Raw genomic sequence first — 16,433 nt, 5'->3', positions numbered from 1 at the left:
CAAAGAAGCGGACCGGACTTCAGGCTACGGCGAATCCGGCAATCGGAAGGGCGGGGACGGCGGGGGCCCGGCCCGATAGGGCTATCCGATGGACAGGCCGCCGCGATGTGCCGTCGGCCGAGTATGAGGTATACTGTGCTATATTGCCCCTCTGGCTCAATGGTTAGAGCAGCGTCCTTTTAAGTCGTGGGTTGTGGGTTCGAGTCCCACGGGGGGCACCAGTCCATCTGGCCCGACAAGATATTTGGGACTTGATGGGTTGTTGCGCCTGGCATTGCTGCCTTGCAGACGGCCATCAGTGCCAACCTTCGGTGACGGATGTGGTGAAGTCGTGGTGCAGGTCAAGGAGGATGGCCCGGATGCGGTCCATGCCCTGCATGAGTTCGGCCACCTGCTCTGGGGTGATGGCGCCGGTGGCGTTGGCCGTGTGGGCTATCTGGTTGATGTTGTTGCCGATGCGGGCGATGTCCGGGCGGAAGGCGGCCTGGTCGGTGGCCACGCGCACTATGTGGACGCTGCCATGCATGAGCATGTCGCGCGCGAACCTCATGCAGGTGGCGTAGCCGCGTCCTCCCTTGACCAGGTGTACAGCTCCCGTGACTGCTCCCACTCGTCGTGGGAGAAGGTGATCTCCTTGCGCACGGGGCGGGCTGTCTAACGACGCGTTGCGCTCGTGCCTGACCGCCTTCGGCGCATATGGGGTGCGGGTCTCCCGTCGCTGCCCGGCGGAGCCAGCGAGCAGCAAGTATCCGGATACTTGCTATGCTTGCTAACCTCAAACCGGGGGGGTGGATGGCTTTTCTGCCATGTTGGTCGGTCGCAAGCCGGGCCGGTTGTGACCGGGTCGCCGGTTGCGCATCGTTTCTGTGAGATTCATCGTTACCCTCGTTTCCTGCCAGCTATAGATTCGCCCCATATGCGCAAAAAACGGGGTGCAACAGTAATGTCCTGGGAGGAGAACCATGAAGCTATCCAAGGCCCAGAGCGGTTGGGTGAAGCAGCTGGTCGAAGAGTCCACGTCACTGAAGAGCGATGGGTTGAGGGGCGAGGAGGAGACAATCACCGAGTTCGCGTCGGCTGTGGCGGTATGTAATGAATCAATCGAGCAAGTTGGTGAGCGTTGGCCAAGTACAAGGCCGAGACCGGCGAAGGCCGCAAGTCGGTTGCGGTTATCATGCATATCAACAACATCGCTCAGAATATCATCATGGCCGCGCCGTACGGGGATGTACCGGGCGGGGTGCGGCGCGTGTGGAGCGATCTGTGTCAGTCTGCCCGGCTCCGGATTGGGACAGGGTTTTTCTGATTGTTCAGACGGTTTGTTCGTGGTCCTTCAGGAGGCAACGGACGGCGAAGTTGGCGTTCTCCATTATTGTGCGTTGCCGCCTGCCTTGGCTGAGGATCAGTGGAACCCACTAAGTTAGAAGAGGCCGCGGACGGCAGGCTGTGAGCAACAGTGCACAGGCCGGCAACGACGGTGCACGCAACTTCACAGAGCAGCACGTCGAGACAATAAACAACCCGATTGTCTGCCGGCACCTGTCCAACCGCAATGAGTACTGCGCGCCCTCGTCGCCCACGACCTTCACCGGGCCGACAGGCAGCTCCAGGACGCCTGAACCCAGACGCCCTTATCCCTCGCGCAACGCGACCACGCCGCCCATGCAAGGATTTCGGTGTGGTCAGTACCTATGTTTCATACCGTATCCTGATTCTGAGTGTAGCGTTCATAAGCTTCGTCGAACGGCATGGTGAACATTGCGAGCATGGTACGAATGGCTTTTTGGAAGTCACCCTTCGACGTGCCGCGCGACGCTGCGGAGAAAATCTGCCGATACATGGGCTCCCTACGCCTTTCGAAGTCCCCGCGGTCGCTCGTATACTCGTCACTGAAGTACCTGGCAAACCGCACCCCGTCCGAATCGCTTGAGTTGAAAGCTGCGAGCTTGCTTGCAAGATCGCACACTTGACATACGTGCGTCAGCAGGGTGTTGTCATCGACAAAGTACTCCGGTCGTTCTAGGGCGATGCCGAGCAGGAGCTTGATAGTTCGCCTGTTCGTCCTGCGCTGCGGAACGACATAGTTCAGGGAGGCGATTCTGTTGATGCCGGCGTTCAGTTCTCTGACAATGCTTCTCTGCTCGTCCGTGAGATCACTTAAGTTCTCGACAAAGTTGATGACAGTCTTGTCGGCGGTGTTGATCTGCATTTTGCCAAACCAGAGGCCGAGCATGGAGTAGTACAGCTTCTCGAACTCGCCGCGGCGGTAATTACAGCCGAGGACTCTAAGGAAGCCATCGCCGTCGGCCTGATCGAAATAGGGACTCACGTAACTGTGAGGAAGGGCGTTGATAATCTCTCCGGCCTTGAGCTTCTCCTGATTCTGCAGGACCTTGAAGTAGTCCCGGATTTGCTCTGGGTCGGCAGCCTGCATCGTGTACACCGAGATGTTGTAGTTGTCGAAGTTCCTGCTGATGCTCTCGGGGAGGTCATTGTAGCCCAGGCGGGTGGCCTTGTTCATACGTTCTTTTCCCTCTGGGTCGTTATCACCGATAATCTTCCCGATGATCTCCTTGGCCTGTTCCGAATTCTTCTTGCTGAGCTTGCACCACGTATCCTCTTCGTTGAGCCAGTTGTCCGCATCCCTGCCCTCCTTGAAACGCATAATCGTGGTCAACCTTTGTTTACCGTCCACCAGTTCCTGGCGCGCGTTCCTTTTGTTGGGATGGTCGAGGTTGTTGATCACGATGTTGCCGATCGGATAGTTCAGGATGATGCTCAGTATTAGTTGATCCTTGAACTCGTTGGACCAGATGTAATCACGCTGGTACTCAGGCGAGATGTCAAGCCCCCCCGTTTTCACATTCTGCATGTCACCCACAACACCACCCACGGTCTTCACGGTCGGTTGCATGTTCAGTCTGTCATATATCATTTCAATCTCCTAGGTCCTAAGTAGTAATGTTAGTTTATCACATTTTTTTCATTAGGACCTAGAGTTTTCTATCAACTGTTAAACTATCTGTAGCTCTCGCGCCAGAGCAGTCGTACCACTGCGCCGCCGGCATTAGGGCGGAGCGGAATACCCACGCCCACTCATCCTCACCTATCTGCCCGCCGCCACGGAGCACAGTCAAGAACCATTTGTCCGAGAATTTCGCGCCGAAGTCGAAACCCATCATCTTTGATCTTGTCACTCATGACCATAAATGTACTATCCTATAGTGTAAGGTGCCTTGTCACCATATCGGCATGATTCATTCATCCCAAAGATGCTTCAGATATTCCCCAACAGCAATAGAGAAGAGCACCTCGTGAGCCCTGCGGAAATCTGCACACCTTCGACGAAAGGTGTCCAAAGCACTGCGAGAACGAAGACCCAGGGCAACATCCCGAAGACCGCGGTGGGGGGGGGGGGTACGCCACCCAACCTCGCCAGCAGAGCAACGACCTTTGGTGGGTCTACGGGCGCATCCCGTCCAACGTCCCGCGCCGGCAAAATGCCCATCCACCCAGGAGACAGGCTCCCAACCAGAATGACAAGGAAGACCAATCCTGGCAAGACAGATAGAAGAATGGCCCCATCACAAATCACGGTAAACCTGCTTGCAAGAAAGGCTAGGCTCATGAGATTGGTTGATATGGTGATGTGAAGGATGCGCCGGCAGGAGCCATCTAATCTGGTCGTGCGGACAGTCTTTGCCACTTTCAGTATGGTATACCGCACGTTTAGGGAACAAACATGCTTGGGTGTTTCATTGCAGTTCAGCTGAATAGCCGATCCTGATGGTATCCACCCTTGCTGCTGGCCAGTATCCTGTCGATCAGGGGTATGGGCAGCCCATAGGCCTCCAGAATCTTCTCGGGCTGCACCACACGCGCCCCCTTTATGGCTCCGGTATGAGAGCATGTCATCGACCGCCTGCCTGAGATCGTCGGTGCTGTCATAGACATAGGCCTGTGTCGTCGCCAGAGACTCGTGGCCAAGGAGCGACTGCACCTTGACCACATCCCCCGTAGCCTCCCACATGTCCGAGGCGAACGGTCGTCTGAAGAAGTGAGGCGGCTACCCTGTCCCCTTCTTGACCAGCGCGTAGGCCGTGTCGGAGCAGATATGGCCTTTATGCCCGCCCGGAAAGAATTACCCGCATGAAGGAGCTGACAGCTCCCGGGCCAGCCCCATCACTCAGGGGCAGCATCCTGTCATTGCCGCCCTTGCCATGGACCAGCAGGCTCATGCCGGCCAGGTCCTCCATGAGGTCACCCGTCCTGGCGGCTATGGCCTCGGATCTTTGCAGCCCCGCTTCACAGAACAGCCTGATCAGGAGCCGCACCCGGGAATCAACATGGTTCAATCTCCGGTCAACAGCCGCCTGCGGGACGGGCTTCTGCTTCTTCCTTCTTCGCTTGACTGTGGGAACGCCCTCCATGGGATTGTTCGTTATTACCTCTTCCTTATGCAAACAACCATAGAAGGATCTAAGGGAGTTGACGTCGGATCTGATTAAACTCGTGGAGACCCCCTGGTCACCCAGGATATGATGTCCTGGGTCTGCACGTCCTCGGGTTCTTTCCAATGTAAAGAGCAAACTGCGTAACCAGATATTACCGGTGCTCCACGGTCGCAGAAGTATCATCATGAGCCCGCAATGAAGACACCCGATCATCCACGCGCCCCACCCGCTCAGACGGCGGTTGCCTGTGTTTCAGAAACTCCATGCCGGCTCTCCTTGCCATACACATAAAAAAGCCGGCATGACCGACGAATCACTACGGTGCGTCAATAACAAGTTATCGTACAGGCCCCATAAGGCTGAAGCCAATAATCATGGTCATCAGTTCGATTTCCGCCCATGTCATTCTCCGCTTACTCGTCCCCAATATCCTAAGTCGTAGGTTGTGAGTTCGAGTCCCACGGGGCACTTTAGGAGTATAGGGTGCCGGTTATGCACTTTAAGCAGAATCGGCGAGCAATATGTAGCCCATGGTGTTGTCATGTCGCCGTTTGCGGCGGGAGGCTATTGCATTCTCCCCTGCTATAACTGTTGCTTGGCCTTGGCCAGGGAAGTGGCGCCTATGAAAGCGCTGGTGACCATCATGAATGCTCCGAGCCTTCTAGCTTAGCCGTCACAGTCTGTATGCAGACAAAGGCTGGAGCCTACAGCTTTTTGAGCATGCCGGCCTTCATGCCTGGTTGCTCAATCACAGTCGGATCTTTAGCGGATTTGCATCCTGCTGGTCTCGGTCCTGCTTTACGCCTTCACTCACAACACCCCCTCAAAGCAAGCCATAAGAATGGCCCTCCTGAGGGGAAACCGGTCTTGCCGCATCGCCCTCGCGGCAGGCTGCAAGCCAAGAATACGGGTTTTGCGTCTGCTCACACAGGCGAAGAGCGCACCAGAACCCCCACCCCTTGTTCATTGACTGCGTTTGGCGGGTTCCGAGGGGCCTGCCACGCTTGTCTGATCGGGGAAATGGATGAGCGGGTGCTGCGGAGCGCCTGTGACTGTTCGATGGCACGACCGTCAAAGGCCATGGCCGGATATGCCAGGACCGCAGGGAGGACGCAGCGCATGCCCTGGAATCAGAGTTGGACTTCATGCAGACGGCCCGCCTGGCTGAGAGGGGCAAACACACGAATAAACTTTGACGCAACGTGCGGGCCATGGCACGTCTTCTGAGCCAGCCCCTCAGGTGTGTTGCGCGGGCTATGGCGCAACGCCACCCGGCCGACGGGGGTCTATCGACCATGGAAGGTCGGATTACCCGCAGACCAATCCAACTGCCGGATATGGCCACAATCTAATAAACCAGCAAAAATTTAGTTATGTCCGAGCACTAATCATGAGGGGGGGGGGGGGGTAGGGTATGGAGACCTGCATGTGCCATAGAGAACCACTGCGCGGTCAGCCAGCGGACAGCAGCGGCATATAAATAATGAGAACAACAATGTAGCCGACAGCCTGGTTCATCAGAAGACAGAAACAGTTGACCATGATATTCGGATGTATCTTGCACGGATATGGAGGCTGCCGATCAACCTCCGCCACGCCCTGCCCCAGTCTCCCACCATGTGGTCTCCTGACCTCAGCCGGAGACGACAACCTGCCCTGCAGAACCCATATGACCGGTTTGCTAGTGATGCCATGGACTCCTTCAGCTGCCAGTGTAAGGCGATTTGCCTTCAAGCCGAGTTGAAGCAATACCATTCAACCATCCAGGGAGAAAGGCTCACAAATGGCGAAGAATCGTTGGAAGGCCCTAGCCACACTGGCGGTGGCCCTGCTGCTGGGTCTGGGACTCGGGGCTTTGATCTGCTATGCGGCCTTGGAACCATCTTCGGCACTGGACCAGACCAGGGTCAGGACCCAGGAAGGAGCCGCCATGCTGGGCGGGGATAAAGCCGGGCGGGCATACGCCAAACCGCGGCACATAGGAGCCGCAACCAAGAAGGTCTTCCTCAACGCCAGCCGGAATGTCGACGGGAACACCTCCTCCCTGGCCAAGGAACTGATGGGAGGTCAGGACTACAAACAGGTCAACCTGGCTGAACACCACATCCCTCAGGTCGGGCAGGGCGACGGGGATTTCAACCGTGTCTGGGAACAGCTCAAAGGAGCGGATGTGATTGTCATCGGCACGCCCGTCTACTGGTCCAACATGTCCGGATACCTGAAGACCTTCATCGACCACGTCGATGTCAACGACGATCTCAAAGGAGCCGACCTCTACCTGATCGTACAGGGGTCGGACAGCGACCAGACCAGGGCCATCAACTCCACTTACGGCACCTTGGACCGCGTGGCCAAACGGTTCGGGCTCAATCTCGTCGGCATCGCCCAGAGCAAGGACCAGGCTCAACGCTTGCAGGCAGTCATGCTAGGAAAGTAGGCTGCGCCGATCAACGGCACGGCAAAGCTGAGTCTGCGAGGGACAGGCAGGCTGTGGCATCTGGTCATTGCCTTTCAACACTGGCCCCGGGCCGAACAAAGAAGAGTGACGAGGAAAGAAAAACCATGAACATGCTTATTCTTGCAGCATACGGACAGATAGCCCGCATCGTCGAAGACCGCATCCTGTCCGAACCGGAATTCAAAAATGTCACACTCACCCTGGGACTGAGAAAGATCGACCGTCTCCGCAGGCTCGGGGCCAACCCCCGTGTGACCGTGGCCGAGGTCGACCTGGAAAACCGGAGAGACATCGATGCCGTCATGAAGGGACAGGACCTGGTTTTCGTGGACGTCGTCGACCACGACCCCGACAACGCCATGACCCGCAACGTGATAGCCTCCATGAAGGCCAATAAGGTGGGCCGCGTCATCTTCGCCAACGTCGCCGGCATCTATGGCGAGGTCCCGGGCGCCTTTGGCAGATGGAACGCGGAGATGGTCGGCAGGGGTCTGCCCACCGCCGCAGCCTCCGACCGCCTTCTGAGAGAATCAGGCCTCGACCACACCACCCTCCGCCTGTGCTGGCTGACGAACCGCGACGAGGTCCGATATGTCACCACAAAGCGGGACGAGACCTTCAAGGGGGTATCCGGATCCAGGAAGAGCGCAGCCGACCTGATCCTGCGTATCGTCAAGGACCCGGCCATCGGCGCGAATGACAGCCTGGGAATAGCTGACCCCACCACAGAAGGATCCGACCGGCCCGTCTACTGAGAGCGTCTTGGAGCCAGGACGAAGCACAACATCGGCTTGGAGGCGGCCACTTTAAAGGCACCATGACCAGGATATCCACATGATGGATGCCCCCTCAATCAGGTCGCACAAACGCCTGTACAGTTCATAGCCCTCCTGAGGCCTCCATTAGGCCGATCCCTGTTCATCCCGCCCCGCCGGCACGTCATACCAGCAGGGGGGGGGGGGGGGGCAGCTCGCTGCCGGCGCTCGTGTCTGCCATACAAGTGCAAGGTTTGCGTTCCGGCCGCACACGAATCATTCGACCGGAATAGGCCATACGTTGCATATAGAGAACATGTGCGCATCGCAGCGCCGATGAACGACCAGAGGCATGCCCAGCCAAAGGCCTGCCTTCCCAAGCCGAAAAACACTCGGGAGAAGAAAGCGAAAGATGTGGGTATGACCGACAGCACCCAAGGAAAAGCCCGTCAAGCGGTCAACTACTGATCAGGGTTGGATTTACTTGATCGCATCACATAGTAGGCCAGGGGCAGATTCTTTTGGAACTGCGTAGCGGCCCCTTTCCATCGGCTTTTAGTTACAGGCCGGGACCCGTATGTGCTCCCAGGGGAGAGGACCACCCTCCCCATCTCTCCGCCTCACGGCTGCACGCACTGGAATCATGGGAATTCAAGAGAATCAAATCGGGTTTGAGCCAGGACTGAGGAGAGAACAACTCAACGACGCACCAATGCGAAAGGACATCCATAGAATGCTGAGACCCGTTTATTCCCTATCTCAGGAATGCAAACGAGCAGGGTCAGGCATCCGGCCTGTGCGGACATGCCCGATTTGAGGCAAACGGCGGATGCATATACTGAACATGAGAAGGACCGCTCATCTGTCGGCCGAGCGGCCAGGAGCAGAAGAGCGGCTTCCACCCCACAGCAGGAGGAAATCGATGCAATCCACCACCCGAGAAGAGCAGCGTGCCGAGCTCCACAAGACCATATGGCGAATAGCCACCGAACTGCGGGGTTCCGTCGACGGGTGGGATTTCAAATCCTACGTGCTGGGTCTGCTCTTCTACAGGTTCATTTCGGAGAACCTGACCACCTATATAAACCAGGGGGAGCAAGAAGCGGGAGACCCCGGCTTTGATTACTCCCGGCTCCCCGACGACCAGGCGGAACTGGGACGGGATGATACCGTGCAGGAAAAGGGCTTCTATATACTGCCCTCTGAGCTGTTCACCAACGTGCGTGCCCAGGCACCGCATGACGTGAACCTAAACGAGACCTTGGAGCGCGTGTTCAAACACATCGAAGGGTCAGCCGTGGGCACGGCTAGTGAGGACGACCTCAAGGGACTCTTCGACGATCTTGACGTCAACAGTAACAAGCTCGGCTCGACGGTTGCAGACCGTAATAAGAGACTGGTCCGCCTGCTGGATGCCATAGGGGACATGCAGCTGGGAATCAGCGAGGGCACACAGATCGACACCTTCGGCGATGCCTACGAGTACCTGATGACCATGTATGCTTCACAGGCCGGCAAATCTGGTGGTGAGTTTTTCACCCCCCAGGAGGTCTCCGAGCTGCTGACCAGGATCGCTGTAGTGGGCAAGACCCGTGTTGATAAGGTATATGACCCGGCCTGTGGTTCAGGTTCCCTCCTGCTCCAGTTCGACAAGGTCCTGGGCAAGGAGAAGGTGGGTGGGTTCTACGGGCAAGAAATTAACCTGACCACTTACAACCTGGCCCGCATCAACATGTTTCTGCACGACATCAACTATGAGCAGTTCGACATCGCTCATGGAGACACCCTGACGTCTCCGGCACACGGTGATGTGGAACCATTCGAAGCCATCGTCTCCAACCCTCCCTACTCCATCCACTGGGAGGGTAAGAACAACCCACTGCTCATCAATGATGAGCGGTTCTCTCCGGCCGGGGTGCTGGCTCCTCCTTCCAAGGCCGACCTGGCCTTCACCATGCATATCCTCTCCTGGTTGGCTGTGAACGGGACGGCGGCCATCGTCGAATTTCCTGGTGTGCTCTACCGTGGCGGGGCCGAGCGAAAGATCCGCAAGTACCTGATCGACAACAACTATGTCGATGCGGTGATCCAACTGCCACCCAACCTCTTCTTCGGCACCACGATTGCTACCTGCATCATCGTGCTCAAGAAGTCCAAAAAGGACAACGCCGTACTCTTCATCGACGCATCCGACCAGTTCATCCACTCGGGGAACAAGAACCAGCTTGATGCCGATAACCGCCAGCAGATTCTGGACTGGTTCACCCAGCGCCAGGATGTAGACCATAGAGCCAAGCTGGTACAGAACTCTGAAATAGGCGAGAACGAATACAACATCGCCGTCTCCAGCTACGTGCAACCCGAGGACACCGACGAAAAGATCGACATCCACGAGCTGAACCAACGCATTGAGGGCATTGTCAAGCGCGAGCAAGAGCTGCGCGAACAAATCAATATTATTATTACAAATCTGGAGGATACAAAATGAACAACATACCCACCTGGGAGCAATTCATCCGCTTCGTGCTTCAGTGCCTTTCAAAGGGCGACACCTTGCAGGTGCATGAGCTTAAAGATCAAGTGGCAAATATCGTTGGACTCACAGAAGAACAGCGCCTCAAAACCCTTCCTTCAGGACAGCCGGTTGCTGAAAACCGCATTGCCTGGGCCATCTCCTACCTCAATCGTGTCGATGCCATTGAGCGGCCACAGCGTGGCCAGTACCGGATCACCCCAATTGGCAGAGACCTCCTAGCCCGTTATCCAGGGGAAATCACAGAAAAGGACTTACGGCAGTTGGCCAAACCAGATGACCAATGGTGGGTACGCAAGAATTCGACAGGAACCTTAAAGGACACTTCATCCTCCACCGTCGGCCAACTGGATACGGACACGACTCTCGATCCCAATGAACAAGTCGAGGAAGGCATGGATCGGATCAACAGTGAGGTATCGGCAGAGCTGCTGTCCCTCATGCAGGGAGGGGAGCCGGCTTTCTTTGAACAGATTGTCGTGGACCTCCTGCTCGCTATGGGCTACGGCGGAGCCCACGGGAGGGGGACCGTTACCCAGCTGACCAACGACGGGGGCATTGACGGAATCATCGACCAGGATGCACTTGGCCTGAACAAAATCTACGTTCAGGCTAAACGATATGGTCCTCAGACGTCCGTCAGAAGGCCGGAAGTGCAGAGCTTCGTAGGGGCTCTGAGCGGCAAGGCCGACGGCGGCCTCTTCATCACCACGGGGGTCTTCAGCCAGGGGGCCACTGACTATGCCCGAGACGTTCCATCTCGAATCATCCTAATCGACGGTCAACAGCTAGCCCAGTTGATGATCAAGTACGGTGTAGGCGTCGAAACTAAGAAGACTCTGAAGATTGTCCGCATCGACGAAGACTATTTTGCATGAGCAGAATCAATGACCTGATACAAGAACTGTGTCCTGATGGCGTACGCTATGTAGCATTAAGCGATTGTACCGAATACTCATCAACGCGAATATCTGCATCCGAATTAGACGAAACTTCTTTCGTGGGAGTTGACAATCTACTGCCAAACAAAGCCGGAAAGACAGAGGCCAAACATCTGCCCAACTCACAACGGTTAACCAGATTTACAACAGATGACCTTCTGATCGGCAATATTCGCCCATATCTGAAGAAAATCTGGCTTGCTGACAGAACAGGAGGCTGCAGCGGAGACGTATTAGCTATACATATTAAAGAGAATTTTACTAAACAATTGCAGCCTCAATTCCTTTACTACTTGTTGTCCTCCGATCATTTCTTTTTGTTCGACCAACAACATACTAAAGGCGGTAAGATGCCACGCGGCAGCAAGCAGCAAGTAATGAAATACCGCATTCCTATCCCGCCATTGAAAGTACAAGAAGAGATTGTACGGATCCTTGACTCATTCACCTCACTGGAAGCAGAACTGGAAGCAGAACTGGAAGCAGAACTGGAAGCTCGGTCAGCGCAATATCAGTACTTTGCGAAGGAATTACTAGGAAAAGATACAAAGAGCCGATTGAAGCTAGGCGACGCATTCAATTTGTCCGCCGGTAATCATATATCAGCGAATCAGATTCACAAATCCAGTGATGTATCGAACAAATACCCTTGCTTCGGAGGGAATGGACTCCGTGGTTACTCAAGCAAATATAACCATGAAGGAATTGCATTGCTGATCGGCAGACAAGGAGCCTTATGCGGAAATATTCATTTGGTTTCCGGGAAATTCTATGCAACAGAACATGCCGTTATTGCAACTCCAAAAATTGATATGAACATGACCTGGGCTTTTCAGATGCTAAAACAGATGAATTTAAATCAATACAAGACAAAATCAGCACAGCCAGGACTTGCCGTCAAACGTCTTAACAATATTGCTTTTGCGCTTCCCTCACGTAAGAAACAGGACATAATTGCTGCATCTCTAGACAAATTCCGCACATCGACAGTAAATATCTCGTCTGGTCTGCCTGCTGAAATCGAAGCGCGCCATAAGCAGTACGAGTACTACCGGGACCGTTTGTTGACCTTCAAGGAGCTGGACCATGCGTGAAGCAGCAGCCCACACATTCAACCCAGTTGCCCTGTCATCCGAGAGTACGGTGGTTGCCGAATATAAGGCTCCCGAATCCGAACAGACGGAATACCAGTCGGAGGCTGACCTGGAAAAGTTCCTTATCTCACTGCTGGAATCCCAGGCTTATGAGTATCTGCCCATCCATGCCGAGGCCGATCTGATTGACAACCTACGTGCCCAGCTCGAAGAGCTCAACCATATGACCTTCACTGATGAGGAATGGGGACGATTCTTCAAGCACAGCATCGCTGACAGCAATGAAGGCATCAGGGAGAAGACCATCCGCATTCAACGGGACAGCGTTCAGGTGCTCCGCCGTGATGACGGCTCCACCAAGAACGTCATGCTGATTGACAAGAAGGATATACACAACAACAGTCTTCAGGTCATCAACCAGTATGTGGTGCCAGGCAGGACCGAGGGAGGCACGGCCAGGTATTCCAACCGCTATGACGTGACCATCCTGGTCAACGGTCTGCCCATGGTTCATGTGGAACTGAAGCGACGCGGCGTGGACCTGCGCGAGGCCTTCAACCAGATCGACCGTTACCAGCGCGACTCCTTCTGGGCGGACTCCGGGCTTTTCGAGTACATCCAGCTCTTTGTCATCAGCAATGGCACCCTGACCAAGTACTACTCCAACACCACCCGCCAGCAGCATATCGACGAAACCGTCAAGCAGCGGAAGACCGTAGGGAGCCAGGCATCCAACAGCTTCGAGTTCACCAGTTGGTGGGCCGATGCCGCCAACAAGCCGATCATGGACCTGATGGCCTTCACCAGGACCTTCTTCGCCAAGCACACGATTCTGAACATCCTGACCCGGTACTGCGTGCTGACGGCAGACGATACCCTGATGGTGATGCGTCCCTACCAGATTGTGGCCACCGAACGCATCCTCCAGCGCATCCTCGTCTCCACCAACGCCCATCAACTGGGCACGGTCAAGGCGGGCGGATACATCTGGCACACGACCGGATCAGGCAAGACCCTGACCAGCTTCAAGACCGCACAGCTAGCAACCCAAATGGAGGATGTCGACAAGGTTCTCTTCGTGGTCGACCGCAAGGACCTGGACTACCAGACCATGCGTGAGTATGACCGCTTCCAGAAGGGTGCCGCCAATTCCAACACCTCAACCAGGGTGCTGAAGCGGCAGCTGGAAGATCCCGGGGCACGGATCATCATCACCACCATCCAAAAGCTGTCCACCTTCATTCATGCCAACCCCGGCCACCCTGTATATGAGAAGCATGTGGTCATCATCTTCGACGAGTGCCACCGATCCCAGTTCGGTGACATGCATACCATGATCACCCGCTCCTTCAAGCGCTATAACCTCTTTGGTTTCACAGGAACACCCATCTTCGCAAGGAACGCCGGCAGCGGCAAGAATCCCAAACTCAGGACCACTGAACAGGCCTTTGGGGACAAGCTGCACACCTACACGATCGTGGATGCCATCAACGACAAGAACGTTCTCCCCTTCCGCATCGACTATGTAGACAGCCTGGGTGAGAACAACACTATCGACTCCACTGCCACCGTCCATGGCATCGATACCGAAAAGGCCCTCTTGTCTGACCGCCGCATCTACCAGATCGTTAAATACACTCTTGGTCATTTTGCGCAGAAGACCCGGAGACTCGACTCCTACCAGCAATCGGTTGTTACCAACGTCCGTGATGTGATCTCATCACGGCGCAAGGTCGAGGAAGTCAAGCAATCTCGCCGCGTGCATGGATTCAACGCCCTCTTTGCCACCGCCTCGATTGAAGCCGCCAAGCGGTACTATATCGAGTTCCAACATCAGCAGGCCGATCTGGTCCCCGATGAAAGACTGAAGATCGGTCTCATATACTCCTACGCCCCCAACGGACCACAGACTGACGGAATACTGGATGACGAGGATTTCAGCACCCAGGACCTGCATAAGGATGATCGGGACTTCCTCGAAGATGTGATCGACGATTACAACCATATGTTCGGGACCAGCTACGACACCAGTGCCGAGAAGTTCCAGAACTACTACAAGGATCTCTCCATGCGGCTCAAGAACCGTGAGATCGACATGGTGATCGTGGTCAACATGTTCCTGACGGGGTTCGATGCGAAAACCCTGAACACCCTGTTCGTGGACAAGAACCTGAGGATGCACGGACTCCTCCAAGCCTTCTCAAGGACCAACCGCATCCTCAACTCGGTCAAGACCTACGGCAACATCGTCTCCTTCAGAAACCTGGAGCAGGAGACCAATGAGGCTCTGGAACTGTTCGGGAACAAGGAAGCATGCGGGATCGTCCTGCTCAAACCCTACCGGCAGTACCACAAGGAGTATGCAGACAAGGTTGCCGAACTGCTTGATTCCTACCCCATCGGTCAACCCATCTCTGGAGAACAGGCACAGAAGGACTTCATAACCCTCTTCGGGAACATCCTCAGGTTGCAGAACATCCTCAACAGCTTCGATGACTTCGCAGGCAACGAGATCCTGTCCGAGCGCCAGAGCCAGGATTATCGCAGCATCTACCTGGATCTGTATGCCGAGTACCGGAAGGCCGGGGAGGCCGACAAGGAGAACATCAATGATGATCTGACCTTCGAGATCGAACTGGTCAAACAGGTTGAGATCAATGTCGACTATATCCTGATGCTGGTGGAGCAGTACCGTCAGAAGCATGGCAACGGCGAGGACAAGGAGATCCGCACGGAGATCAACAAGGCTGTCTCGGCAAGCCCCTCCCTGCGCAACAAGAAGGACCTGATTGACGACTTCGTCAACACGGTTTCAATGAAGGGAACCGTGGATGACCAGTGGCGGGAGTTCATCGACCATAGACGCGATGAGGAATTACAGACCATCATCAGGGAGGAAGGACTCAAACCCCAGCCGACTGAACGGTTCATGGACGAGGCATTCCGCAATGGGACACTGCAGACCGGCGGCACAACGATCGCTACCATTCTTCCACCTGTGTCCAGGTTCATCCCGCAAGGCGGTCATGGCGAAAAGAAACAGCAGGTGATCGACAGGCTCTCTGAATTCTTCGGAAGATTCAGAGGATTGGGAGAAAACCAGGTCTAGTCCTTTCAAACGCGGTGGGTTCCGCTAGATAGGCCAGGAACGATCGCACACTGATTTTGTGACACCGTCACCTCTTATTGCCTTAAGAGTTTCAGCGTTCCATTATCCGATCGAGGTTCATGACATTGCCCAGACGCACAAGCTTGAGAAATACGAGCAGACCTATGCCTTTCTAGGCATCTGTTATGGCCAACTCACGATTCAGCCCCGCACACAGGCAATTCTTCAATATCGCTCAGTACCGGATAGCCGTAATCTATCGTTTTCATGCCCATTGCCTGGATGGCTTTCTGCAAAGCCCCCTTTAGCCACAGTTGTTAAAAACGGCTGAGTCGCTTCTTCATCAAAATTCTGCTCATATCCACTATCTTCCGGTTCAAGAAACCCGTCTGCCCCTGCAATTCATGCACCCTGGCCCCAAGCGCTTCAATGCCGGTAGAGCATCTCCTAGCATTGCGGAACGGTTGAGTCGCCCCCATGCATGAGCCAGGTCATGCCGGTCGCCAGCAATTACTCTCACGAGACCTTGCCAGGGGACGAAAGCCAACCAAACCAAATTCTTGCTCGTACAGTCCCGATGCCCCTTCAACGTGCGCCCTATCGCACAATCCTCCACATCTCGCAATACCGACGTACGGATGTATGAGCCTCGCTTTTCCCGACATCTGCTTGATTCTTATGTTCGCCTCCGCCTGCACTGAGCCATTCAACCGCCCTCCAGAAGGGAAAGGCCAGAGCAGAGTCTGGATGCGTGCAAGGCTTGAGAATGCTGGCATCAGTAGAGCAGAAGGACGGGCGGCGGCCGTTGACTCCCTGTAGGACATCACACTCGACCTGGGCACTTTGATCATTGAAATCGCCTGACGTGCATACCATCCGACCTTGGGCAATCCGCAGCTATCGATTACGCAACATGCGTGCTGCTATGCCTAGCCAGGCAACAGGCGAATCCACCCTCCCGAGCACGGCATTGGCCCCGGCAAGCGGCAGTTCCAAACTGCGTGAATAGTGAGTGATGAATGCCTTTGCCTGGCCAGTCCCTGCCTACCAAGGAATTCATGCACTCCTGTTTACACGGACAGGGCTCAG

10 protein-coding genes, 1 tRNA gene and 1 pseudogene are annotated in these 16,433 nt (G+C 55.3%); 8 read left to right on the top strand and 4 right to left on the bottom strand.

Features of this window, described 5'->3' with window-relative positions; genetic code table 11:
• Nucleotides 1-145 precede the first annotated feature (145 nt).
• Nucleotides 146-221, top strand: a tRNA-Lys gene (locus tag J3U06_RS00230).
• Between the two features lie 74 nt (nt 222-295).
• Here J3U06_RS00230 and J3U06_RS00225 read toward each other — a convergent pair.
• Complete coding sequence (locus J3U06_RS00225; protein ID WP_267443973.1) at nt 296-610, bottom strand: MobC family plasmid mobilization relaxosome protein; 315 nt, start codon at nt 608-610, stop codon at nt 296-298.
• 510 nt (nt 611-1,120) lie between these two features.
• Between J3U06_RS00225 and J3U06_RS00220 the strand changes: the two genes are divergently transcribed.
• Nucleotides 1,121-1,306 carry a hypothetical protein gene (locus J3U06_RS00220; protein WP_267443972.1) on the top strand — a complete coding sequence of 62 codons (186 nt, stop codon included), beginning with the start codon at nt 1,121-1,123 and terminating at the stop codon, nt 1,304-1,306.
• A gap of 390 nt (nt 1,307-1,696) precedes the next feature.
• Here the strand turns inward: J3U06_RS00220 and J3U06_RS00215 are convergent, their stop codons facing one another.
• The 3 genes and pseudogenes from J3U06_RS00215 to J3U06_RS00210 all read right to left on the bottom strand — a co-directional run bounded on the left by J3U06_RS00215 (nt 1,697) and on the right by J3U06_RS00210 (nt 4,430).
• Nucleotides 1,697-2,935 carry a DUF262 domain-containing protein gene (locus J3U06_RS00215; protein WP_267443971.1) on the bottom strand — a complete coding sequence of 413 codons (1,239 nt, stop codon included), beginning with the start codon at nt 2,933-2,935 and terminating at the stop codon, nt 1,697-1,699.
• Nucleotides 2,936-3,958: 1,023 nt separating this feature from the next.
• Nucleotides 3,959-4,051, bottom strand: a pseudogene (locus J3U06_RS09345) (integrase); the annotation flags it as partial.
• Between the two features lie 70 nt (nt 4,052-4,121).
• Nucleotides 4,122-4,430 (bottom strand): hypothetical protein, encoded by a 309-nt coding sequence (locus J3U06_RS00210; protein WP_267443970.1) that lies wholly within the window; start codon nt 4,428-4,430, stop codon nt 4,122-4,124.
• Between the two features lie 1,807 nt (nt 4,431-6,237).
• Here J3U06_RS00210 and J3U06_RS00205 point away from each other — a divergent pair.
• From J3U06_RS00205 to J3U06_RS00180, 6 genes are all read left to right on the top strand, one after another.
• Nucleotides 6,238-6,891: a flavodoxin family protein gene (locus J3U06_RS00205; RefSeq protein ID WP_267443969.1), complete on the top strand. Its 654-nt coding sequence runs from the start codon at nt 6,238-6,240 to the stop codon at nt 6,889-6,891.
• Between the two features lie 125 nt (nt 6,892-7,016).
• Complete coding sequence (locus J3U06_RS00200; RefSeq protein WP_267443968.1) at nt 7,017-7,667, top strand: NAD(P)H-binding protein; 651 nt, start codon at nt 7,017-7,019, stop codon at nt 7,665-7,667.
• Nucleotides 7,668-8,589: 922 nt separating this feature from the next.
• The gene (locus tag J3U06_RS00195; RefSeq protein ID WP_267443967.1) at nt 8,590-10,155 is read left to right on the top strand and encodes a type I restriction-modification system subunit M; all 1,566 of its coding nucleotides are present in this window, start codon (nt 8,590-8,592) and stop codon (nt 10,153-10,155) included.
• A complete protein-coding gene (locus J3U06_RS00190; RefSeq protein ID WP_267443966.1) occupies nt 10,152-11,078 on the top strand; it encodes a restriction endonuclease in 927 nt (308 codons plus the stop codon). Before J3U06_RS00195 ends, J3U06_RS00190 begins: the two co-directional genes overlap by 4 nt.
• The gene (locus tag J3U06_RS00185; protein ID WP_267443965.1) at nt 11,075-12,235 is read left to right on the top strand and encodes a restriction endonuclease subunit S; all 1,161 of its coding nucleotides are present in this window, start codon (nt 11,075-11,077) and stop codon (nt 12,233-12,235) included. Before J3U06_RS00190 ends, J3U06_RS00185 begins: the two co-directional genes overlap by 4 nt.
• Nucleotides 12,228-15,344 (top strand): type I restriction endonuclease subunit R, encoded by a 3,117-nt coding sequence (locus tag J3U06_RS00180; protein WP_267443964.1) that lies wholly within the window; start codon nt 12,228-12,230, stop codon nt 15,342-15,344. The genes J3U06_RS00185 and J3U06_RS00180 overlap by 8 nt, the downstream gene beginning before the upstream one ends.
• The last annotated feature ends 1,089 nt before the right edge of the window (nt 15,345-16,433 follow it).

This window comes from Bifidobacterium sp. B4142 (assembly GCF_026537325.1).
Lineage (GTDB): Bacteria > Actinomycetota > Actinomycetes > Actinomycetales > Bifidobacteriaceae > Bombiscardovia.
The sequence above is the reverse complement of the archived record's forward strand: the minus strand, read 5'-3'. Positions and strand labels throughout refer to the sequence as shown.